The organism is Brasilonema octagenarum UFV-OR1, from assembly GCF_963888615.1.
Lineage (GTDB): Bacteria > Cyanobacteriota > Cyanobacteriia > Cyanobacteriales > Nostocaceae > Brasilonema > Brasilonema sennae.
Map to the genome: position 1 here is coordinate 28,137 of NZ_CAWPKW010000252.1, position 21,976 is coordinate 50,112.

General features: G+C 41.8%; 19 protein-coding genes. 8 read left to right on the forward strand and 11 right to left on the reverse strand.

Annotated elements, in window-relative coordinates; translation table 11 throughout:
- Positions 1–14: 14 nt before the first annotated feature.
- On the forward strand, positions 15–743 hold the full coding sequence (locus AC5590_RS20645; protein ID WP_169265320.1) for a DUF3891 family protein: 729 nt from the start codon (positions 15–17) through the stop codon (positions 741–743).
- A gap of 354 nt (positions 744–1,097) precedes the next feature.
- Here the strand turns inward: AC5590_RS20645 and AC5590_RS20650 are convergent, their stop codons facing one another.
- The 4 genes from AC5590_RS20650 to tftA all read right to left on the reverse strand — a co-directional run bounded on the left by AC5590_RS20650 (position 1,098) and on the right by tftA (position 6,328).
- Positions 1,098–1,628 carry a GAF domain-containing protein gene (locus tag AC5590_RS20650; RefSeq protein ID WP_169265321.1) on the reverse strand — a complete coding sequence of 177 codons (531 nt, stop codon included), beginning with the start codon at positions 1,626–1,628 and terminating at the stop codon, positions 1,098–1,100.
- Positions 1,629–1,806: 178 nt separating this feature from the next.
- Positions 1,807–3,033 carry an acyltransferase family protein gene (locus AC5590_RS20655; protein ID WP_169265322.1) on the reverse strand — a complete coding sequence of 409 codons (1,227 nt, stop codon included), beginning with the start codon at positions 3,031–3,033 and terminating at the stop codon, positions 1,807–1,809.
- Between the two features lie 1,082 nt (positions 3,034–4,115).
- Entirely contained in the window at positions 4,116–4,259 is a 144-nt protein-coding gene (locus AC5590_RS20660) for a hypothetical protein (RefSeq protein ID WP_169157121.1), read from the reverse strand.
- Between the two features lie 716 nt (positions 4,260–4,975).
- Positions 4,976–6,328, reverse strand: coding sequence for a hormogonium tapered terminus morphoprotein TftA (tftA, locus tag AC5590_RS20665; protein WP_169265323.1), 1,353 nt, complete (start codon positions 6,326–6,328; stop codon positions 4,976–4,978).
- Positions 6,329–6,485: 157 nt separating this feature from the next.
- On the opposite strand from tftA, the gene dnaG reads away from it, so the two are divergent.
- On the forward strand, positions 6,486–8,444 hold the full coding sequence (gene dnaG / locus AC5590_RS20670; protein ID WP_169265324.1) for a DNA primase: 1,959 nt from the start codon (positions 6,486–6,488) through the stop codon (positions 8,442–8,444).
- A 176-nt stretch (positions 8,445–8,620) separates the two neighbouring features.
- Here the strand turns inward: dnaG and AC5590_RS20675 are convergent, their stop codons facing one another.
- The 5 genes from AC5590_RS20675 to AC5590_RS20695 all read right to left on the reverse strand — a co-directional run bounded on the left by AC5590_RS20675 (position 8,621) and on the right by AC5590_RS20695 (position 13,575).
- Entirely contained in the window at positions 8,621–9,442 is an 822-nt protein-coding gene (locus tag AC5590_RS20675; protein ID WP_169265325.1) for a hypothetical protein, read from the reverse strand.
- Between the two features lie 12 nt (positions 9,443–9,454).
- Positions 9,455–10,378: an MbnB/TglH/ChrH family RiPP precursor modification enzyme gene (locus AC5590_RS20680; RefSeq protein ID WP_169265326.1), complete on the reverse strand. Its 924-nt coding sequence runs from the start codon at positions 10,376–10,378 to the stop codon at positions 9,455–9,457.
- A gap of 315 nt (positions 10,379–10,693) precedes the next feature.
- Positions 10,694–10,885, reverse strand: a complete 192-nt coding sequence (locus AC5590_RS20685) for a hypothetical protein (protein WP_169265327.1) — start codon at positions 10,883–10,885, stop codon at positions 10,694–10,696.
- 914 nt (positions 10,886–11,799) lie between these two features.
- Positions 11,800–12,489, reverse strand: coding sequence for a hypothetical protein (locus AC5590_RS20690; protein WP_169265328.1), 690 nt, complete (start codon positions 12,487–12,489; stop codon positions 11,800–11,802).
- A gap of 114 nt (positions 12,490–12,603) precedes the next feature.
- On the reverse strand, positions 12,604–13,575 hold the full coding sequence (locus AC5590_RS20695) for a molybdate ABC transporter substrate-binding protein (protein ID WP_169265329.1): 972 nt from the start codon (positions 13,573–13,575) through the stop codon (positions 12,604–12,606).
- A 580-nt stretch (positions 13,576–14,155) separates the two neighbouring features.
- On the opposite strand from AC5590_RS20695, the gene AC5590_RS20700 reads away from it, so the two are divergent.
- The 3 genes from AC5590_RS20700 to AC5590_RS20710 are packed head-to-tail and all read left to right on the forward strand — an operon-like array spanning position 14,156 to position 16,448.
- Positions 14,156–15,073, forward strand: a complete 918-nt coding sequence (locus AC5590_RS20700; protein WP_169265330.1) for a type I restriction endonuclease — start codon at positions 14,156–14,158, stop codon at positions 15,071–15,073.
- A complete protein-coding gene (locus AC5590_RS20705; RefSeq protein WP_169265331.1) occupies positions 15,070–15,426 on the forward strand; it encodes a hypothetical protein in 357 nt (118 codons plus the stop codon). The genes AC5590_RS20700 and AC5590_RS20705 overlap by 4 nt, the downstream gene beginning before the upstream one ends.
- A gap of 14 nt (positions 15,427–15,440) precedes the next feature.
- Positions 15,441–16,448, forward strand: a complete 1,008-nt coding sequence (locus tag AC5590_RS20710) for an LLM class flavin-dependent oxidoreductase (protein ID WP_169265332.1) — start codon at positions 15,441–15,443, stop codon at positions 16,446–16,448.
- A 453-nt stretch (positions 16,449–16,901) separates the two neighbouring features.
- On the opposite strand, the gene AC5590_RS20715 is transcribed toward AC5590_RS20710, so the two are convergent.
- The gene (locus tag AC5590_RS20715) at positions 16,902–18,587 is read right to left on the reverse strand and encodes a peroxidase family protein (protein WP_169265333.1); all 1,686 of its coding nucleotides are present in this window, start codon (positions 18,585–18,587) and stop codon (positions 16,902–16,904) included.
- Positions 18,588–18,695: 108 nt separating this feature from the next.
- Between AC5590_RS20715 and AC5590_RS20720 the strand changes: the two genes are divergently transcribed.
- Positions 18,696–18,875, forward strand: coding sequence for a hypothetical protein (locus AC5590_RS20720; protein ID WP_169265300.1), 180 nt, complete (start codon positions 18,696–18,698; stop codon positions 18,873–18,875).
- 165 nt (positions 18,876–19,040) lie between these two features.
- Positions 19,041–19,337, forward strand: coding sequence for a GNAT family N-acetyltransferase (locus tag AC5590_RS20725; RefSeq protein WP_216670027.1), 297 nt, complete (start codon positions 19,041–19,043; stop codon positions 19,335–19,337).
- Positions 19,338–19,471: 134 nt separating this feature from the next.
- On the opposite strand, the gene AC5590_RS20730 is transcribed toward AC5590_RS20725, so the two are convergent.
- On the reverse strand, positions 19,472–20,242 hold the full coding sequence (locus AC5590_RS20730) for a glucosamine-6-phosphate deaminase (RefSeq protein ID WP_169265334.1): 771 nt from the start codon (positions 20,240–20,242) through the stop codon (positions 19,472–19,474).
- Between the two features lie 212 nt (positions 20,243–20,454).
- Here AC5590_RS20730 and AC5590_RS20735 point away from each other — a divergent pair, with 212 nt between their 5' ends.
- On the forward strand, positions 20,455–21,138 hold the full coding sequence (locus tag AC5590_RS20735) for an HAD family hydrolase (RefSeq protein WP_169265335.1): 684 nt from the start codon (positions 20,455–20,457) through the stop codon (positions 21,136–21,138).
- Positions 21,139–21,976: the final 838 nt, after the last annotated feature.

The window sequence follows — 21,976 nt, forward strand, 5'->3', positions numbered from 1 at the left end:
TTTATACCTAATTTATGATTGCTAATCTAGATCAGAACGGTTGGGAAGTTATTTATCATCGCGCCCATGCTTTACTTGCAGCTCAAATAGCGGGACATTGGCACCCAGAAAAGCGCCCGTTGCGTTGGTTAGAGACAATTGCTGCTATTTCCCATCACGATGATTTGGAAAAGGAATGGGAAGGCAATCACCTCACTGAAGCTGGTGCACCGCTAGATTTTACCTTAGGAAAGGGAACTGATGTAAATAGTGTACGACGACACATGCAAAATGCCCGATATCGCGGACGATGGGTTGCAATGCTGATTTCTATGCATATGAGCTTCCTTCATGAGGGTGAGCGTGGAGAATCACCAGAATTGGATAGCTTTTTAGACGAACAACTCCAGAATCACGAGCAATGGCGTCATGAGTTGAAGATTACAAAGGATGAAGCTGTGGAAGCTTATGAGTTTTTTCAGTGGTGCGATCGCCTCTCACTCATCCTCTGCAACCGTGTGTTACCTGCTAATGAACGTGCGTTAGAAATTGCAACTCTGCCAGACGGCAAGCGCTATGATGTGGTACAGTCTGACGATGGGAATGTTACAGTACAACCGTGGCTTTTCCTAGAAGAGAAGTTTACTGTTAATGTGGAAGCTTGCTACCTAGAGCAACTGAAATTTGATAGTAACGATGAACTCACGCAAGCACTTCAAACAGCACCGATAAAAACTTTGGAGTGGACGTTTGTTCGGCTCTGATTAGTGATCATCCAGGGAACATCCCAAATGTGTAATATCATCTTCGGATGAACACTTATAAAAAAACTACCCCTGCCTAACCCTCCCATCCCCCTTTCACTCACAAGGGTAGGTATTTTACTTTCTCGTGAGGGGACTCTAGAGGGGTAGCCAATAGGGCGGGTGGGGTGAATGCGCGATTTATAAGTGATTAGGCGAACTTGATATAAGCTATATCAAACTCAAATGATTAGTTGTGTAGCGAAAAAACGGAATAAACCGGAATCTCTTTTTTCAAACTCTCCTCTGTAGTCGCTTCCACCAGGGTTTGAGGACTGGTAGGAAGATAATTCTTCCGATCCCTGGTCTGTTAAGTTAAAGTTCAACATCTCGCACATAAGAAAGCACAAATGGTTTCAGCTTTTCTAGAACCTGATGAATGAAAGATCGGTCGAATTCGTCCCACACTCGGGGATGCCCGAAAATACAAGGTTGTAGAATTGCCCACAGTAACCCATCCTGGCACAGGTGAGCGTGAATCAATGCTCGATGTCCAAAGTATTTCCGCTCAAAATCAATGTTTAATACATCTGAACTGGCTAGATCAACATCTTCTACAAAGATAGAGGAAGCCGCACGGAGGGCTGCTGCAAACATTGGATCTTCCCGCTCCCACTCAATTTCTGCCTCCCAGCCATTCGTACTCGTATCGGGAATCTCAGGGCTACGCCGCCAACATAAATTTTGATACGTCCTGGTGTGTGGATTTCGCAGGTGAAGAAAACAGCGATCAGTGTGCAACACGTCGCACACCGCTGGTAGTAATGCAGCAAACACATCCTTTGGTTTACTGTTCCCTACAAACACGTTTTCTATAACTTCCGGTAGGACTGTCTCTGGTGTCATAGATGGCGTTCATGATAGAATAACTGGATATTTTTTGAATCAGCCTAGAAGAAGAATTGCTGATCTTAACCAATCAATATTATTGTCCCAAAATTTACAAGTTTTTGGCAATCTCCTGCTTAGTATTATTCGCTGTTAAGTAGGTCAACCTTAAAAAACGTAAAATAGACTGAGTCCTTCACATTTGAGACTTCACTTTAACTGGAAGATGGGACATAAAAGGTCGCTCACAGAATCGGTAGAATACGTAAGCAACAAGTATTGACAATGGAACCCCGATCACAAACCATTTAACGGCCAACATTGAAGGAGACAAGTGCATACTCAGTAAAATTTGAAATACAAGCCAAACTATAGGAGCATGGATAATATAAAGGCTGTAGGAAAATACTCCCAGTCCAACAATCCGTGGTGATTCTAAGAACCGCACCGCAGGGGGAAGTGGCTTACCGTTGATTAAGAAATTGGTACAGTATATGAGAAAACAAGCTGCGCCAAAAGCAATAAAGTAATGGATCACCCATTCCGGCATTTCTTGTATCAAATTAAATCGTATCCACTCTGTTAAAAAACCAAAGCAAATAAAAACAGCAGCAAGTTTATCCCAAGGTAATGATTTTTTCATCTGCACCAAAAATGGTTTTTGTGAAAAGTTAATCTCTGCTGCAGCCATTCCCAAAGCAAAAAGACCTAAAAACCAAGGATGAACAGTAGAAGAAAGTTCACCCATCAGATAGTTAAGTGTAATTCCAACAACAAAGGCAATTGTTAGTGTAGGCAATAAGCCCAAACGTCGCCATATTGGTATTAAAAAGATGGCAAACACAAAATAGATTTGCCACTCTACAGCAACAGTCCATGTTGGACCATTTATCTTATTAATATATGAACTGCCGAAATTTTGAAGAAGTAAGAGATAACAAAGTATATCTTTGAAAGAATATGAAGGAGAGAACAAACCTTTGAGGTTACTTAATCTTTCTTCATCCCAGCCTAAATTAGCAGTTTGCTCTATCCAGAGTACGAATACACCTATTAATGAACATAAGATTAGAGCAGCATAATATGGTGGTAAAATTCGGCGAATCCGTCGCTTAAAGAAACCTAGTAAGCCTCCGGAGAAATATTTTTTATCAGAACGAACTACTGGAAGCATCAAACAGTAGCCCGAAAGAACAATAAAAACAACAACAGCAAAAATTCCATATCTGAGGAACTTTGCTATGGGTAACCATAGTAAAGCAGGTTGTAAAGCCTCTGCAAGGCTGGGTTCCCAACAATGAACGAGAACCACATATAGAGCTGCCAAACCACGTATACCATCTAAGTAAGGCAGACGGAGTCTCTGATTACTAGGCTTTTCAGAATAAGTACTTGAAGACTCGTAAGTGATATTTTGCTGCATTGGTAACGATAAATGATTAAGAGCTAAAGATTAAGAATTAGACGCAAAAAATTATGAACACGAGTTGTTTAATAAACTCATGCTATTAGGAAGGTATTTAACTACCCTTGGAACAAGGTATTCAAACAAAATTTTTCTGTAAGTTAGTGTCAGAGAATGACTTTTCTAGTTAAAACGACAGTCTTGACATCAAACTCTACCAGTAACAAAACTAAAGCCAAATCAAGGAATTTTCATTTTTTTATTCACAGAGAGTAATGCTTTGTCCTAATATTAACAAACCCTTGAATACGAGAAGTCTTTCTAAAGTAAGAAAACAGTTTAGTACAACTCATCATTAATAGAGTTTGGAAATCAAATTTATGCCAAAGCAAGAAAATGAATTGTCTTTTAAGCCAATTCCGAACCCGTTTTATGGTGAGATGTCCTTAGAAATATTACTTGTGCGATGGTAGGTGACAACCAAAATATATAAGTATTAACTACTTGTATAGATATTTGCTTTAGGATAAAACTAGATTTGTTGATCCCAATGGTAAATAAGTCGCAAAAGCAAATTAAGCCATGTATGAAACTAGTTACATTCTGTTTGAAGCATCAAACACTGTGAAATGAAGTCATCACAAAGACTTTCTTTCACATTTTTAAATGTTGACGAACTTACTACTTTTGCTCTACAGGCGTCCTAATTTAGGTTGTGAACATAATCTTGTTGAACTAACCGTAAAGCACGCGTCCTTTGATGCAGGCACCTGACTGTATTAGGACACAAAGAATTTAGATCAATGAGAAAAAATGACGTTGTTCACGAATAATTTAGTATTGCTGTATCTGAACAAACTCTTGTATTGAACAAAGTACAGTTGTTTACACATTCACACCTATATGTAGCGTGAAATTGTGATTTTTCATCATCCAGCGAAGCTCTGCATTCCTAGAACATTCGCAACTAAAAATTATTACGAATTTATGCAGTTCTATACTAAGTTGTGTATTACGAAAATTCTTTATCTTGCAAGGCTGTGTAGAGTAGAAGTCACGCCTCTAACCTTGACCAAGAAAGCTTTTGAAATCTATAAAATTCAGGGGGGAGTAACACCACCAGGAACCCTGACGGCATGAACTCTTGGAACTACTAGCTCATACCCTACAAAAACTGTTCCTTTTAGCAGTGGTTGCTGGATGTGAGTCAGAAGGATTTCACGAAGAAAATCTAGCTTAAACATAACAAATGACCTCTGAGCTTCCATCGTACAGTTTGCTCGTCACTGCACATACTGTAGTAAATGCACAGCTGCTCTCTACATTAGACTTATAGCAAAAATATTGATTTTATTTTTATAACTACAGATAAATGATTGTAAAAAACGTTTCTCTACTGTTGCCATTAATAAGCCATTTCCTTAAAGCTGAGCGACTTGTATCGAGGGAAGTCGAGATAAGTCGAAGCTTTTATTCCTCTTGTAAAGGACTAGAAAAAGGTGATAGAAACAAGTAGACAATAGTACATACTAACAACCTATATGTAGTTATTTGTGTATACTTTGAACATAGCCAAAGATACTTAGTTTTGCTAAGAGATTAATGTTTCTATAGTCAAGTAAACCATAACATCTATGACAATACAAATCGTCATGTTGTGCCCACTCTTTAATAGATATTTACGGAAATAAAGATAATCTTCACCAAATCTTGATTTCAAGAAAAAGCTTCTTATATGTGAACATATTTTCTTCTATTTTTACTGGGGAGCCACCTTGGGCAACAAGCCAACCCAAAGAAAGTAGACGGTTGGGAGTGTCAACTCCCAGCAACCGCGATGGCGCAGAGCGCCCGCCACTACTTTTTTCCTGTGCAAAAATTCCTCAAAGTGATCTCCTTCAACCGAAAACGTACGACGGTTGCGGAGAACAATTTGTTTGTGGTGCTAGGATCTCAGCACTTAGAATAGCCCTGCTGACTCATAAAGCCGTTTGAGCATTGCCATAATTTTGTTACCATATTCCAAATCGGCAGACCAACGTCCCGAAAGTTGTTCGATTGATGGAGCAATACCGCGAGTCACAAAGCGAAATCTTGGATCTTCGAGTTCTTGCACCAGTGGTTCCAAACTGGCGTAAGCTTTCAAGTGTTGGATGTGCGCCCGAACACCAAGTCTGGCACTTTCAAACGACGCTGCGTTTGGTGCACCACCAATAGCCCCTAAACCTGCAAAGTTATTTTGTTCTGATTTGACATCGTCACCAAAGTGTAAAAATCCAGTTTCTAAGCACATTTGGCAGAAAGCAATGTCATGACTCACTCCTTCTATTGTCGCTTCTTCGCGGTAGAGTTTGGGCAAGTCGGGAAACTGCACGATCGCATTTTCATTATTGTTTCTCACAAATAACTGCAACTGCACTTCTGATGTATGACCATATGACATAATCTTGTCAATTTGACCAAGGGGAATTTGGGCGATCGAGCGTAAATTCAGAGTTTGACTTGTACTATCCCATACGACAGAAAGATGAAAGTCGCGCAGTTCAACGGCTTTGAGGAAAACAACTCGGCGATAAGTCACGCGGCGGACATTAGGCGCTTTGGATAAATCAATCCGCAAGCGATCCGCCAAGTCAATGGGGATATAGGCATTACCGTTAATGAGTATCCCTTTCTCTGGATAAAGTTGTCCATTAATTTTGATACTAAATACTGGATATGTTGAGTCTGTTTCCACAGCTGAACCAGGATCAATAGTACGACTCCAAGATGCAACTCCATCGGCAATTCCTAAGGCAAAGTCGCGGCGGCGAGTTTGCAGCAAGGCGCGATCATCTGGGCTAGTAAGAAAGCCAACTTGCATCAACAAAGAAGCAACTGATGTCTGACGACAAAACGCCAAACGCCCCAAACCTGTTGCTGAGTCTGACTTGACTCCCCGATTTGGTAACTGAGGAACACGACGCAACAGTGCCACCAGTAGCAGCTCGGCATGATTTCTGCGTTCATCATTGTTAGCAATGTATAAAATGCTTGCCCCACGTACCGAAGGATTGCTCGCAGCATCAGCATGAATTTCTAGGGCAACATCTTTTTGACGAGCGCGAGAATTTATCCAAGCGATAGTTTGTTGGGCGCTCAAGTCATCTGGAACTGCCAAAACTTCAAAATTACGCGCTCTGAGTTCGGTGATGATCAAATCCCGCAGCAGAATCATTTCCTTGGCTTCGGTTGTCCCACCAGCAATTGAGCCTGGATCTATTCCTCCTGCTTCTTTGCCTCCGTGAGCTGCTGAAAGAAAAATGCGTCCCATTTTCAGTATTTCCTGTTATACAATTAACAATGAGCGATTCTGAGGCGTCATACTTGGATTGGCATCAAGAATATAATATTCATCAGAACCGTTAGTCTATAGACAACAGTCAATGATCAATCATTTGTAACTCTTGACTGTTGACTCCTAATTTAGTATGCACATCCCCCGCCTGCATCCGGACACAATTGAAGAAGTTAAACAACGAGCTGACATTGTCGATGTCATCTCAGAACAGGTTGTCTTACGCAAGCGCGGAAAAGACCATGTAGGTTTGTGTCCCTTTCACTCAGAAAAAAGTCCCAGTTTCACTGTCAGCCAGACTAAGCAGATGTACTACTGCTTTGGCTGTCAAGCTGGTGGCAATGCTATCAAGTTTCTCATGGAGTTGGAGAAGCGCTCTTTTGCTGAAGTGGTATTAGATTTGGCGCGGCGTTACCAAGTCTCAGTGAGAACGCTAGAACCAGAACAGAGGCAAGAGTTGCAGCGTCAGTTGTCTTTGCGCGAACAACTATATGAAGTTCTCGCTGCGGCGGCACAGTTTTATCAACACGCTCTCAGGTATAATGGACAGAAGCGTCCTTCGGAGGCTCCCCTGGTTGAGGCGAGTTCGGGAGAGAAGGCATTACAATATTTGCAATCGGTACGCCAACTGAAGGAAGAAACAATACAGCAATTCGGTATTGGATATGCGCCCGCAGGTTGGGAAACACTCTACCGTTATTTAGTTGAGGACAAACGCTACCCAGTACAACTGGTGGAAAAAGCGGGTTTGATTAAGCCACGTAAGGAAGCGAGTGGTTATTATGACGTGTTTCGCGATCGCGTCATCATTCCCATCCACGATGTTCTCGGACGTGTCATTGGCTTTGGTGGCAGAAGTTTAGGTGATGAACAACCTAAATATTTGAATTCACCGGAAACAGAAGTTTTTATCAAGGGGAAAACTTTGTTTGCCCTTGATAAAGCAAAAGCAGGGATTTCCCAACAGGATCAAGCTGTGGTGGTGGAGGGATATTTTGATGCGATCGCTCTCCACGCAGCCGGGATAAATAATGCGATCGCCTCCCTTGGAACTGCTCTTAGCATAGAACAAGTTCGGCAAGTCCTACGCTACACCGACTCCAAACAGTTAGTCCTCAACTTTGATGCTGATAAAGCTGGGACAAACGCCGCACAAAGAGCAATTGGAGAAATTGCCGAACTCGCATATAAAGGTGAAGTCCAGCTTAAGATTCTCAATTTACCTGATGGCAAAGACGCTGACGAATACTTGCAAGGACGTGAACCAGAAGATTATAGACAATTATTAGCAAAGGCTCCACTTTGGTTAGATTGGCAAATTCAGCAAATGACAAAAGAGCGTGACTTGAAACAGGCTGCTGATTTCCAACAAGTGTCTGGGCAGATGGTAAAGCTATTGAAAAATATAGCTAACAGTGATACACTTAACTATTACATTTCCCACTGCGATGAAATCCTCAGTTTAGGAGATACCAGACTGATATCCCTAAGAGTAGAAAATCTTCTGACACAAATTGCTCCTACTAGGGCATTTCGTAAGCCAACACCAGTTATCAAACAGCAACCTGTAGAAAGACAGCAAAGTCTCGACAAGAGTGAAAGCAATTTATTACCAATAGCAGAGGCTTTATTGTTGCAAATTTACTTGCACTATCCAGTATATCGTGGGGCTATAGTTGATGTTTTAGACGAGCGAGATTTGCAATTTAGTCTTTCTCATCACCGCTTTTTGTGGCGGCAAATTTTAGAGATTTCCTCTGGGATTGACGATGATTTGATATCAATGGTGCAAGATAGATGTCTAGAGTTTCCAGAAGAAATGAGTTTGGTATCTCACTTATTTCATTTAAATGAGAAAACACAAAAGGAAATCATCTCACGTCATGATAAGTTGATTCAAGCAGCCACTGCTTGCATTGAACTGGTGCTACGTGAAAAGCGCTATCGTCATTTATGTGAAGTCTTTGAGCAAATCGATCCAGAAGCTGAGCCGGAAAAATGGGAATCTTATTGTAAAATTTTCTACCAAGAAAAACAGCAACTTCAGGAATTAGACCGTCAGCGACAATTTTCCCTTGCGGAATTGCTGTGACACAAGTTTCAAAGGCGTGTAGGGGAGCCAGTACCGGGGTGAGGCAGTCCGGACGCCACATGCCTACGGAGGGGTTTCCCACGCCCAGGCGACTGGCGTATGCGCAAAGCGCACGCAAGCGAGGTCTAAAGCGCAGCGAGACCGGAGGTCTTCCCCGAAGGGAAGAGTTGCGATACTTAACGGGAAAAGTCAGATGCTGACAGTATCGATGCTTGGTGATGGAAGCTGAGAAAGCCTCTTTCAGCTAATATCTCTAGGTCTTGAAGTGTTAAAGATAATTGTGTACATAGATGCGATACGCTACGCTGACCATTACAAGCCAATAGGATCTCACCAAGTCGAGATCCTACTGGCTTGATTTGCAACTGATTTGTGGAAGAGATTGTCAAAAGGAGATAGTAATTACCTTCAAGCCCAGATTCAGGCACTCGACCTTCATTCAAGGTTGTGAGCAGACTATCAGGCTCATGCCGAAAAAGGACAATGCGATATTGAGGATTCAAATTAGCAAAGAAATCCTCTGAAACCCCTAGTTTTAAGCTGTTATTGCCAGCTACCTGTTCAGGTATAAATCTCATTAGAAAAAGCACGGAGATCTCGAAACGCAAAATTTCTTCCAGAAATTCATTCTGGATGGTGCCTTGCTCAAGTTGTGCGATCAAGAACTCCCCGAACCGGACGGCTTCCTGCTGGTAGTAGAAATTGCGCGGCGGCTGTGTTTGCCAGTAAATATTGAATACCTGGTTGAGATTCTGAGTATTTAGCACTGTGCAGGTTTTGGGCAAGAGATTTACCAGCATGCTAAGACGAAATGAACGATGAAGCATTCTACCGATGCCAAGCCCAGGCGTCTGAGCCAAAGATACTAGGCGCTGATGTTCTAGGGGAGTTAGATCAAATGCCCCTAGAGCTAAATCAGGACTCGTCAAAACTTGCAAGCAAAACTCTGAAGACATCACTAATTCGGATAAAGCCTGTTGAAAACCTAGAAGTGTCATAAAGTCATTCCTTTATCGGCTGGCTTTCCAAATCGTTTTAGCTCTACTAAGTTCTTGTTTGAGCAGTTCAGATCCCATGCGATGGTAATGTGTCCCAAAGACTTCAAAGACAATACCAGCTACATTTGGGGCTTTGGGCAGAAGTTCCTCCAGTAGTTGCCAAACTGCTTCTGGACAAACTCCTGAGTGAGCGTCTAGATAGAAACCTTCCATCATCATTCCGCCTGCGAGATGGATTTCTACCACTTTGGTTAAGTCAAGGTTGCTAAGGAAATCCCAAGGATCAAAACTATGGTTGCAGGCATTGACATAAACGTTATGAAGGTCGAGTAAAAGCCCACAGCCAGTTCGAGCTGTAAGTTGATTGAGGAACTCTGCTTCACTCATCTCTTGGCTGGGAATCTCAAAATAATAGACATTGTTCTCCAGCAGGAAAGGCACTGAGATTTCTTTATGGACATGATTTACCCTCTCTACAAGCAGATCCAGGACTTCTGCATCATAGGGAACTGGCATGGTAAGGCCAACATCGATAAGATGACCAGATGCCTGCGCTAAGCGACTAAAGGATAAATGATCGCTGTGCCAAGGAAAGTGATACTGTCGCTGCCATTTCGCAATCTGGGCTACATGTACACGATCAAACCAATCTGCGCTGCCAATGGACAGTCCGATGCTATGAGCAATAATTGGCTTGTGTTTTGCAAGAAATTCTAAAAATCCCTGAGTTTTTCGATTTTCTTGGTAGCGAGGAGCCGCACTAGAACCCAAATCATTCCAGAGGGTATCTGGAATAATCTCTAGGAAATCAAAGGTGTCCAAGTGAGCTTCTACAAAACTTTGCAGCGGTGCTTGAAATGAAAGACCGACGCCGAGTTTGGGAAGAGCAGACAAAGTGTTAGCGTAGTCCTTTGGTTCCTGTTCTAGTGCAAGCATAAAATTGCTATCTCTAATATCAGATGAGGTGGTCGCGCATCGCCAAATAAATGAAGATAGCGAAGTGATAATCTCACTCAGATGTAATTGAAAACCACTCCGTTATTCACCACTCATTCCAAGTAAATGCACCTATTACTGTCACCGCTGTTCAAATTGTTAGTAGAAGTTATCTACTATTGAAAATATCTGCCCACTAACTATTACAGATAGGCTAGTAAGGATGATTCATGAAATAAAATGCAAAACTTTTATTGGATAAAGTGCGTTAGCACTACTCGTAACTCATCCTACAAAAGCTGCTCTTTATTTAATTCACTTCTTAATGATACCGTCATACTGATTAGTCACCTTTGGATCAAATCCGGAACGACAGGCAGGACAGGCACCGACATTGGTATACTTAACATCGATGACAGAGCTTTTACCACCACTCACTTCCTTAGCTTCTTGTTCAGATAATTCTTGAAACTGCTCTAAATCTTTCAACAAAGACTGATCGATCATGATTTTTCTCCACATATATAAATTAAGTGAAATTCGGTGAAAGATTGCTAAATCTCCAACCAAATAAACTTATCATATTATATAGGAACCCGGTTAAATTTTTGAGTCTTGCATCAAAGGAGTGGAATTCACTGCGGTTATCGGGCAACGATGCAGAAGCTGCCCAATCATGCGATACGCGGAGCGTGACGCAATCATGCGATACGGACTTCATAAAAGAGGCGTTGCTGAATCAGGGTATGAATTGTCATTTTGAGCGTAACGAAGTGAAGCGTTCGCGTTCGCGTCTACATTTCGCGCTCGCTACATTCAGCATGACAAAACTGAATTCATACTTCAAATCAGCAACGCCATAAAAGAACATGGATCGCTAGAAGAATTGAAGCAGCAAGTCACCAAACAGTAATCAAATTTGTTATACAGCACAAGTTACGTATCACTGAGTGCTCTTTTTCGTACGAAAATGGATACTTACTGTGATATCCGTCACGTTAGGACACAGCACTCGCCCTTGAGTAGCAACCGAACCAAAACATACGCGCTTGGCTAACTTTGCCTAAAAAAGAATTCACCCAGTATCTTATAAACAGCCGAAAACCTACATATAACAATAGTCTCAGACTAGTTGACACTTCACGAAGGAAAAGAAGCTTACGCCATCATCAAAGCATCAGATGTGATGGTTTCTGTTGATTAGACGACTTTTTTTCTACCGAAGTCTGGCTTGACTACTGATATGATGTCCGCTTAAATACCCTGAATATAATCTCACACAAAAACGTACCAGACGCCAAGAAATAGAGAGATTTTTCTTATGGGTTATTTAGCGGACATCATATTAAATAGAACCACTACATTCTGGGGTTCTTTTGATTTAGATAAAGTCTGCTTTTATTCAGAGAAATTAAAGTGGATTAAGGCTGCCGGAAATATTTGGGTTTTAAAGGGGAAGCAGGGCCAGAAAGTACTAGGATGTTTCTAACGTTGCTGACATAACGTCCTCCTGCTTTATCACCAGGAACCACTAGACGAGCAAATCCCTCATCTGTATCTGTCAAATATTGGATGCTACCATCGCTTGCTTTTTTTGCAAATGCAACTAGCACTTGTTTGCCTTCAAAGTTGGGTTGAATTTCACCAATACTTACGATCGCCTCATAGCAGTCAGTGGCTTCAGCAAGAACGTACTGTCGCAGGAAAGCGTTTTTAGGATTTTGACCGGAATTACCAGCTTTAAGTCCCCCTGAAGAAATCTCATTATTAATTAACTCCCACAAAGGGACTCCGTAGTATGTTTCTGTTCTCGGACCTGATCCTGTTTGGAAAGACACAGTAACTTCGGTCACGACTGCTGGGTTTTGGTTTTTTAAATTTTCTTGCAAATTTATAAGCTTTTGCAAGTCGAAGGTTGTCGGATTGTTGACTTCACCACCCAAGCGCAATGTCTGAGAAACACCGCCTGGGCACGCATTTTCTTCCCACGGTGCTGGTGTTTTCTCTGATTTTAAAAGAGAATGGTTACCTGGCGAAGCGAAAGTCGCTTGCCAAAATCCCAATATGGACAGTGTTAAAGACACAATTGCGATCCGACGAGTAAAACGCATAAAACATACCTCTGTAATTGTTAAAAATTCGCTTCTAGTGACAGTAAATAGCCACTTTCCTGAGTGTTCGCTTTTTGGAAGATGCTAAGGCGGATGATAAGAAGTCTAATGACTCTAGTCGTGGCAAGTAGCAACTTTTTTGAGTTTTCGTTTTTTAGAAGATGCTGATGTTTTCTTCAGAACTAAGGCGATACCAACACCAAGAACCATACCGCCCCAATTCTGGGATTCAGGAACGGAAACCAAGGATTCTGAACTAAATCCATATTTCGTCAGAATCTTTTGTCCAAAAGGAGAAAGGATATATTCAGCAAGCTTCTTCCCGTCAGGACTGGCATCTTTGAGTACAGTCAGTCCATAATCGGCTTTGACTGCCAGATTGTCTGGTAATTCCACCACTTGTAAGTCAGGTGAAATTTTCAAGGCTGATAGTGCACTCGTGTAATAAGCCAAAAAGACATCTGCCTGCTTAGTCTCCTCCAAAAAGTACACTAAATTATTTTTTCCATCGGGAACTGGTGGAGAACTTGGTCCACCAACCAACCGCAAAGCTTTTGCATCTAGCGTTTGAAAACTACCTGGTCTCAAAGTATCGGCTTTACGAAATATCTCCTGTGCATAATCTCCAGAAGGATCAGATATGGGGGTTGAAGTACCTAGTTTAATATTTGAATCTAGCAATATGTTTAAAAGGTTATCTGGTGTGACAGACAACCCCGGTTTCACAACAAGAGTCATGCGATTGCTAGTGAAGTTTACCACAGGACCACTCAAACCTTCTTGATACAGTTTGAGAGGATTTCCAATGTCAGCACTGGCAAAGACATCAGCCTGTTCCCCGTTTTCCAGACGTCCCCGCAGTGTTCCAGACGGACCAAATTCTGTTTTCACAGGATTTCCGTACTCTTTGGTGAAGTCATCAGCTACTTCTGACAACGCACCTCTCAAACTACCAGCTGCGTATAAGGTGACGGTGGACGGTTCAGACTGATTTTGATTTGTCAATGAAGCTGCGATCGCCTCAGAAGTCGGCATGATGTAGGAAACACAGCTTACGAGAGAGACGGCAAGCAAACATTTTCTCATATTTTTTATTGGTAGAATTTCAAAACAGTGTTATCGTTTCCTGGCTATTTACTAAATCTCAGCTTTTGTCGCATCCATTAATCTCTACGAATAAACTCTGATATATATATTTCGGTTTTTGTACGTTTTGATAATGTACCAATAAGGTTGGTAAAAATCAAGTTAGCTACATTTAAGATTTGTTAAAAGTCATGGCGAGAACCCGATCAGTGGGTGTAAAGGTGTGAGGGTAATACCAATTCAAAATTCGCTCATTCAAAATGAAGAAAGCCAGACGTAACAGGGGCTTGGGAGTGTGTATCTGTCGCATTCTTTTTTCAAATTGGTATAAGAGATTTTCATGGCAAGTGCAGAGTGATTTTCTTGTAAATGACTTACTTAAAACTGTTACATTCTGTTACCAACAATGTTGGAAAACAGCAGCAATTGATACAGTTTTGCTAATCCATCTAGGCTTTGATGTTACTAGGGGGCGGTATCTCCTGTTCAGGGTATACCAACCAATTTTGTAAATCTTCAATTAATTTGGTGGGTTAGGCGAAAACTCTGCGGTCACTCAAAACTACGTCTGTTGGTAAGCATGAATTCCGCACTATCAACAATAGCAACTATAAAAGCGAGCCGTCTGACAACAAGGCTTCGCCGACGCTTTGATATCAAACCTTCAAGAACAGCGCCAGATTTACTGACCCTGTTTGAGGTTATCGGTTACACTGTTCTTCTGGAATCAGATATTAACATAGGTAGATACAAGGCTCAGCTTAGTGGCAATGATCAGGTAGTTTTGTGGACTCGCCTTAGCAACGCTTTGAAGCAGATTAACCCCAAAGTTCCATGTGAGGTCATTGAAACAGTCATATCTGGGCTGATTAGTACCTACAGTTCTGACTTACTGGAAAATAACCGTCGTTTTCACAAACTCCTAACCGAAGGAGTTGATGTTGTTTACCACAACGGTGATCAAATAGTTCATGACAAGGTGTGGTTTATTGACTTGTCTAATTTGCTCTCTAATGACTGGTTAGTGATTCATGGGTTTAATATTGTTGAGGAGTGTGATATTCACTATCTCAATACCATTGTCTTCATCAACGGATTACCTTTAGCAGTCATTGCTTATACTGACTTTCAGGACAAAAAAGCTACTCTCCAAGGAGCATATCAGCAACTTCAGTCCTACAAACAACAAATTCCAACTCTGTTTTTCCACAATGCCCTCCTTATCATTGCCTGTAGAAATCAGGCACGAGTTGGTACTTTAACCTCTGGCTGGAAAGAGTTCTTACCTTGGTGTTCAATTGATGGCGAAGACTTTCCACATCAAGGAGAAACAGAACTAGAAGTATTAATTCAAGGCATTTTTGATAAGCGGCGTTTCCTAGAATTAGTCAAGCATTTCATAGTATTTGAGAAAAACGGAGCGAGTATCAGCAAAAAATTGCTTCGTCACCCTTTTTGTACAACACAAAACCCGAAAAGTCGTTCAAGGATGATATGAATACGAACACAAGTTGGAACGAACAAGAGATAGTCCAAGAATTTAGACGAATCGTCAGTCACTCGTTTCCACAATTTGGTACATTACTAAACCAGTGTCATCTAAAAGTCATTCAATCTTTCTGGGGACAACAGAGTCTTCACTTCCTGCCTTACATTGCAATTTATTGTTCTAAAAACACGATTGCTGCTGTCAAAGCCGAAATCCATGTCTTTAGAGAAGTCGCTTTTTTTCTGGGATTAAGTAAGGTTGTTTGTCTAAATGCGACATGCTTGCTGCATGATCCTCAGTCAAAGCTCAAGCAAGAGAATCCCCAGTTGTGGTTAGAATTGCAGTGGATTGTCACACAATAAAAAGGAAGTGTGCCATGAAAACAGGACTTTTCTGCAATTATGAGAATTATCACTCTGATGCGCGTCGCGCTATTTTGGAACAAGTGGCGCTAGTCAAACACGCAGAAAGTTTGGGTTTTGAAGAAGCTTGGGTGACAGAGCATCATTTTAGTGATTTCAGTGTTAGCCCGTCAATTTTGGTGTTGATTGCACACTTAGCAGGCGTGACTAAAACTATTCGCTTAGGTTCAGCAGCTGTGCTGTTGGCATTTCATGACCCAATTCTTGTTGCAGAAGATATTACCACACTGGATAATCTTTGCAATGGGCGACTTGCTATAGGTATTGCTAAGGGTGGCCCATTTCCTGAACAAAATAAGCACTTTAACACTCCAATGAGTGAATCCCGTGCTAAAACGCTAGAAGCAATAATGCTGATTCATAAGCTACTGTATCACACTGATGTGTCGTTTCTTGGCAAGTATTATCAGTGCGATAGCGTCTCAATTTACCCAAAACCTTTGCAAAAACAAATTCCAGTGTATGTAGCAACGAGTGATGAAGAAGCAATTGGGTTTGCTGCTTTAAATTCTTTTGGTTTGATGGGTGGAGCACCATTTACTCTGGATAGACTTAAGAGTAATGTGACTAAATACCGTGCTATCAATTCCAGTGGTTCTGATAAGTTCATGGTGTCACGATTCTTTTTTGTTGCTCGTACATATGATGAAGCGGTGAGTGAGGCTTTACCTTTCATCCGTACTTTTAGTCAAAGAATGAAGGGGTTGAATGCTAAAGCACAAAAGCATGGCAATAGCAGTCAACATCTCGAGCAAAATGATGGTCAAAAAAGCACTTTTGATGAAGACCAATTGCTGGAAAATTCAATTATTGGTGATGTTGTTACTTGCAGGAACAAAATTAAGCGGTTTCAGGATGAGCTGAATTTGGGCACTTTGGCACTCAAACCTGCTTCGTTGAATTTGCAAAAGAATTTTGAGAGTTTGACGCTCTATAACCAGGAGGTACAAGGTTATGTGTAATAGTTAACTATAATACTCCTCCGCAGATTGTTGCTTAGCTTCGTACACCTTTATTCCTTCTTCAGAGTTAAGAGTTAAGCGTTCGGGTGTTTCCGTTCGGATTTTAAACCCGAAGTGCAGGTTTTTGGTCAGATCTCTGCTCAATACCGCGTTAGAATGGGGCAGCGTACTTTAGGGAATGTGACCGACCCATCCTTGGTTAGTTAGTCGCCAGCTAAGCGGCGAGGAATGCTGAGTGGATATTAATTAAAACGCCGTTGCTGAAATGTTGATATGAATTGAGAAAATCACGATTTTGTCTTAACATTGCATCCCGTCGTTCTACAGGGGTTGGGAAAAATTAAAAATCTCTTGACAAACGCAATTCATGACCAAATTCAGCAACGCCATTAAAACAGTTATCAGTAATCAGTAATCACTTAACACCCCTCCCTATTTTTGCAACATAACCGATTAAAGCAATACTCCCGCAAACTTCAGAAAGTCACCAATCACGCGAATTTCGCCACCATTTGGCAACTTGACACCTTTAGAAGGATCCCAAACACGATTGTACTCACCCTCGTTGAGATAGGAGGATGGATCGTTCTTAATCAGACCAATAATGGTTTCAGCAACAATGCGGCTGCCCACTTCACCCAGAGAATCCCCGTTCGCACGAACTTCGGATTCCTTGAGGATGTAGTACCACGCTGGAGTTTTTTCTAGGAAAGGTTCGAGGGCTTGATTGATATCTGCTGAATTGCCCCGTTTAAGCTCGTCCGCTGTCAATTTTTTGACGCCTAGTTTATCGGCTAAGCTCTGCCCAGTCGGAATACTGAGGAAATATCCGCGCAGTAGGTTCCGTTTAGCGAGGTGCTTGAGAAGCTGTTTAATAGCATCAGACTGTTCTCCTTCGCCTTCATTAATCAGATCTGACAAAGGAAACGCAAGATGCGTGTCGATCTTTCGCGCAGAAAGCGTCTTCCTTTCGGCAGCCTTCTGTTTGTCAACAAAGCGGTCCCATTCAATAATCCAGTTAAAGGGGAGAGTGTCGAACGGTCCTTGACCTACACTACCGCCTATATTGCCTCTTCCTGTAAAACCAAAGAGCAAATTGAACGGTGCTGTTGGTATTACATTGGCTTCGAGTCCAAAATTGCGGTTGAAGTCATAAGCACCGCGAACCATGCTGTGCCCAAAACGGTAAGCTGCAACCGAGAATTCCAGAGGCATGAAAAGATCTCCATTCCGGGGTTGGTAGAATTTAAGCCCGTCACTGAGGATGCTGTCTACTGTGCCGTTTGCAGTCACTGTTTTGAGGAAATCATTGACAACAAGCCACTGGTAATGCCAACGAACCAAAGTTTGCGCCCGAACAAACAGAGTTTTATTGTCTTTGGCGTTATCGGGTTCATTTGCCCGTACCCAGTCCACTACTGCGTTGTGGAAACGCAAGAAAGCAGTATGAAACTGCGCCACAATGAGATTCTCGTCGTTGCGACTGTCGCCAATTACAGCTAGTCTCTTATTGAGCGGGTTATTGCGTGGCAAGTCGCGTAGTAAATCTTCTACTGGTGGAATTTCGACTCCAGGCGGAGGGTTCCCGTTAACATCCTGTTGAGCGTTTTGCCCAACTTTCAGTTTCACTGGGTCTTCTTCCTGATAAAAGTCCCTTGCTTCTGTGGGGGCTTGAGGATCTAGGGTTGGTCCATCGCCATAAACACTGTCAAGATCGAACGTGGGGCGACGTAAATTCTTGAGTTTATCCCTTACGAAGTCGGGTGAGAGGGGTTTGAAATCGTCTTTGGTAATGTCAGTTTTGAGGTCTGTGACAGTGCGATCTGTGTTGGCAGTAATATCATGGTCGATAAACTGTCCCCAGTAGGTATAAACCGGAGGTATATTTGAGTTGGCTTCCTCAGGCTCAGGACCGTTTTGGTCAATTATTAGCTCGCCCAGCTTTTTGAGTTTGTTAATAACATCTGTGGTGTTGTCTGCCGGAAGTAGGCTGTTTGGGTTTCTGGCGAGATCTGGGAAGAGGTAATCGAAATCTGTCTCTACATCAATTGCCTCTAAGCTAGTTGTCTCCAAAGATCTTTCCACAGCCTCCTGCTTGATAAATCCGCCGTGACTAAATTGAAAAGGGATATTTTGCATTACTTGCTCCTTTAGGTTTATTCCTTTTTTTCCTTGTTAGAAGGCTTTGCCGCTCAGAGCAGTTACATTGCCTGAGTTTTAAAACTTCCATATTTTCAATAGTTGTCGGTGAAGTCAACTTATGCAGCTAGTTCCGGTAGAAGCCCCACGTCTGCCCCTGCCCGTTCTCCGAAAACCCGAGGAAATTCCATCGGTCGAGTTCAAGGTCAGGCTCAAACACAACGAACTAAGCATCCTGTTGTCAAGAAGCAGTCAAAATCAACACCTAATAAACAAAAAGCTGCATAAATTTTCTTAGGCTTTAGGCATTTAACTCAGTTTGACTCAGTTGGAAAAATAACTGGGGTGATTTATAATACCTAGATTTTTAGTTCGCTAATAATTTACGCGAACCACTTTTTTGTCCAAAGTGCAATTAGTAAGTCTGCTACAAAATGCTGTTAACAGTAGCGCATCTGTTGGTTTTCTACCGCCTTTGAATTCCCATGCACACAGTACTGGTTAGAAGTTTTTGATGCACTCAAAAACAAATCTCGCCTACTTCTGGTTGCACGATACGGACTAACTGTTGTAGGAACTGTTCAACTGGATTTATGCACGCAAGCGAATGGATTATATCGAACTGAAGTGACAAAACTGATAGTGCATAAAGCTTACCGTCGCCGAGGTATCGGTCATTCCTTGATGGAACCTGTGGAATCTAAAGCACGAATCATCGGGCGAACGACGTTAGTCCTGGATACTCGCTAGGCGACCTGTCCGAGAAGCTGTATACAAAGATTGGATATACTAAAGTAGGCGAAATTCCGAATTATGCCAAAAGTGCAGATGGTTCACTACATACAACAGCAATTTACTATCGATTGTTGTAGCGTAGAACTACTCTAAATTAAACCCGCAGAATCTACATCCAAAAATAACGTCGCTTGCTGCTGCGTGCGGAGAATAGAAGCCGGACAATCTGTGGTAATATCCCCTTCCAACATCTGTTTCACTATCTTCGCCTTGCGTTTTCCTGGTGCAAGACAAATGATTTTTCTTGCCGAACAAATCATTGGGAGAGTAACAGTAAAAGCGTATTGCGGTACACTTTCCAAACTGGAAAAATACCCTGTATTGACTTGTTGCTGACGGTTCATAGTATCTAGTTTCACAAGTTTCAATATATAGGGGTCGTTAAAATCTGCTACTGCTGGATCATTAAAAGCCAAGTGCCCGTTTTCACCAACACCAAGACAGCATAAATCAATCGGTTGTGCTTGCAGGAGTTTGGTGTAGCGATGGCATTCTGCCAAAGGTTGCATAGCATCACCTTCTATATAGTGAAATTCCTTGGGACTAACCCTCATTTCAACCCGTTCCCGTAGATAGCGCCGGAAACTAGCCGAATTATCTGCAGAAATCCCCAAATATTCATCAAGATGAAAGCAGGTAATCCGTGACCAATCTACACCACCTAATGCTATCAAAGCATCAAGAAATTTCATTTGGGAGTTGCCCGTCGCTAGCAATATAGCCGCAGTATCCTTTTGCTCAAGGGTGCGCTGTAAATGTTTTTGTACAATTCCCGCTACATCCTGCGCCAGTTCAACTTCAGAGTTAAAAATTTGCACCTGTAGAACATCGATGCAAAAAGAATTTTTGGGGGTTGACATCGGAGTATACAGAATATTTTCAGACAAACTCAAAGGAAATGAGTAGGGACAGAGTTACCGATCTGCCCTAACTCGTATCAGCTACCATAGGTTGTCATGTGAATGCTCAATTATAAGTTCCTATTTTTAAGAATGCAGACAGAATCACAAAGTAGGGCAAAACAATGTAAACTCTGTAAAGGAACTTTACAATAGTTTACACCTTAAATACCATGCTAGCTGCAATTCTCTTTGATCTAGATGGAACGATCGCCAACACTGACCCCATACACTACCAAGTTTGGCGGGAAATGCTGATAGCCTACGACATGGACATTGATGAGACATTTTATAAATTCCACATTAGCGGGCGAACCAATCCACAAATTCTAGAAGACTTCCTGCCACAATTATCACCAGAAGAAGGTGCAAAGTTTGCAGACGAAAAAGAGGCTCTTTTCCGCGAAAAAGCCAAGACTATTCTCAAACCTCTAAGCGGATTTTTAGAACTCATAGCATGGACAGATACGCATCAACTAAAACGTGCTTTGGTTACCAACGCTCCTAGATTAAATGTCCAATTCGTGCTAGAAGTCTTGGAAATAAAAGAAGTCTTTCACACAGTTGTCATAGCAGAAAATGAGATAGCTGCTAAACCAAATCCTGCACCCTACCAAGTTGCTCTAAACAAGTTAGGTATCACAGCAGAACAAGCAATAGCACTAGAAGATTCTCCCTCTGGAATTCGTTCTGCTGTGGGTGCTGGTATTCGCACCATAGGCGTGACAACGACTCAGGAGTCAATAGTTCTTCAGTCGTTTGGGGCATTTATGACAGTTCCAGACTTCACTGATTTGCAACTGTGGACACTTCTCAACTCATCGGTACAGGAAGATGTGGCTTGTTTAGATTCATAAAGCCTCGCGGGATGTGTGGAAACCCTCTCGAAGAGGCAGGAGGCAGGAAGCACAGGGAGCAACACAGAAAAAAATTACACTGCCATGTAGGTTTGGTGCCTCTTCTTTCAAGAATGGAGAAGAAAATATTGTTGAGAGATGCAAAGCGGAGCCAGCGCTCGACTAGGGTTGCAAATAGACCAAAATCTGATTTTTGCCAAGAATATATTATTTTCAACCTTTAGATAGATGCTTATATGCTAAAATGTGCATAACGCTATCATTCCAAGAATGACTTAAAAAAATATAAACTTTAGTGAAAAATTTGATTTTTTACGAAATCACTCTTGACAAAACCTTTGATTATAGAATAAAACAAAACAGTACGTTCATATACAGATTTAGTTAGAACTTGTCTTCTGTGATAACTTCTTAATTTCTCAAAATCTTTTGATGAAAAAAGAGTTAGTGGTTGGCATCTTCAACTAGCAAGTATTGCAGTTAAGTTTAACTGTTGCTATTTTTACACCCTTGAAGCTGTTTTCAAACTTTTTGCAACGCCACTTCATCACCCTACATTTCTGGAGGATAAGTTATTAAACAGTTGGGTAGAATTCATGAAAATAATCAAAACTTATGCAGATGAGTTTTGTATTATTTATCGATATAGGATGAATAGTAAAACATGATTCTATCTGTGCACAGACAGGAAAATAGCCTGTGCAGTTCTTGGGTTACAGGAGTTTTCAGAATCCGGTGGGCATTGCTCACCCTCCGGGTATCTCCTGCGGAGACGCTACGCGAACGCAGTTCCTATCTCCTCCGGAGACGCTGCGCGAACAACGGGGGGAACCCCCGC

What these genes read in the sequence shown, in the direction of transcription:
- tftA (WP_169265323.1), bottom strand. Translation starts at nt 6,328, where the DNA reads ATGGGACGCATTTTTCTTTCAGCAGCTCACGGAGGCAAAGAAGCAGGA.
- AC5590_RS20675 (WP_169265325.1), bottom strand. Translation starts at nt 9,442, where the DNA reads ATGACACTTCTAGGTTTTCAACAGGCTTTATCCGAATTAGTGATGTCT.
- AC5590_RS20690 (WP_169265328.1), bottom strand. Translation starts at nt 12,489, where the DNA reads ATGCGTTTTACTCGTCGGATCGCAATTGTGTCTTTAACACTGTCCATA.
- AC5590_RS20685 (WP_169265327.1), bottom strand. Translation starts at nt 10,885, where the DNA reads ATGATCGATCAGTCTTTGTTGAAAGATTTAGAGCAGTTTCAAGAATTA.
- AC5590_RS20730 (WP_169265334.1), bottom strand. Translation starts at nt 20,242, where the DNA reads ATGTCAACCCCCAAAAATTCTTTTTGCATCGATGTTCTACAGGTGCAA.
- AC5590_RS20715 (WP_169265333.1), bottom strand. Translation starts at nt 18,587, where the DNA reads ATGCAAAATATCCCTTTTCAATTTAGTCACGGCGGATTTATCAAGCAG.
- AC5590_RS20695 (WP_169265329.1), bottom strand. Translation starts at nt 13,575, where the DNA reads ATGAGAAAATGTTTGCTTGCCGTCTCTCTCGTAAGCTGTGTTTCCTAC.
- dnaG (WP_169265324.1), top strand. Translation starts at nt 6,486, where the DNA reads ATGCACATCCCCCGCCTGCATCCGGACACAATTGAAGAAGTTAAACAA.
- AC5590_RS20650 (WP_169265321.1), bottom strand. Translation starts at nt 1,628, where the DNA reads ATGACACCAGAGACAGTCCTACCGGAAGTTATAGAAAACGTGTTTGTA.
- AC5590_RS20705 (WP_169265331.1), top strand. Translation starts at nt 15,070, where the DNA reads ATGAATACGAACACAAGTTGGAACGAACAAGAGATAGTCCAAGAATTT.
- AC5590_RS20645 (WP_169265320.1), top strand. Translation starts at nt 15, where the DNA reads ATGATTGCTAATCTAGATCAGAACGGTTGGGAAGTTATTTATCATCGC.
- AC5590_RS20660 (WP_169157121.1), bottom strand. Translation starts at nt 4,259, where the DNA reads ATGTTTAAGCTAGATTTTCTTCGTGAAATCCTTCTGACTCACATCCAG.
- AC5590_RS20655 (WP_169265322.1), bottom strand. Translation starts at nt 3,033, where the DNA reads ATGCAGCAAAATATCACTTACGAGTCTTCAAGTACTTATTCTGAAAAG.
- AC5590_RS20700 (WP_169265330.1), top strand. Translation starts at nt 14,156, where the DNA reads ATGAATTCCGCACTATCAACAATAGCAACTATAAAAGCGAGCCGTCTG.
- AC5590_RS20680 (WP_169265326.1), bottom strand. Translation starts at nt 10,378, where the DNA reads ATGCTTGCACTAGAACAGGAACCAAAGGACTACGCTAACACTTTGTCT.
- AC5590_RS20735 (WP_169265335.1), top strand. Translation starts at nt 20,455, where the DNA reads ATGCTAGCTGCAATTCTCTTTGATCTAGATGGAACGATCGCCAACACT.
- AC5590_RS20710 (WP_169265332.1), top strand. Translation starts at nt 15,441, where the DNA reads ATGAAAACAGGACTTTTCTGCAATTATGAGAATTATCACTCTGATGCG.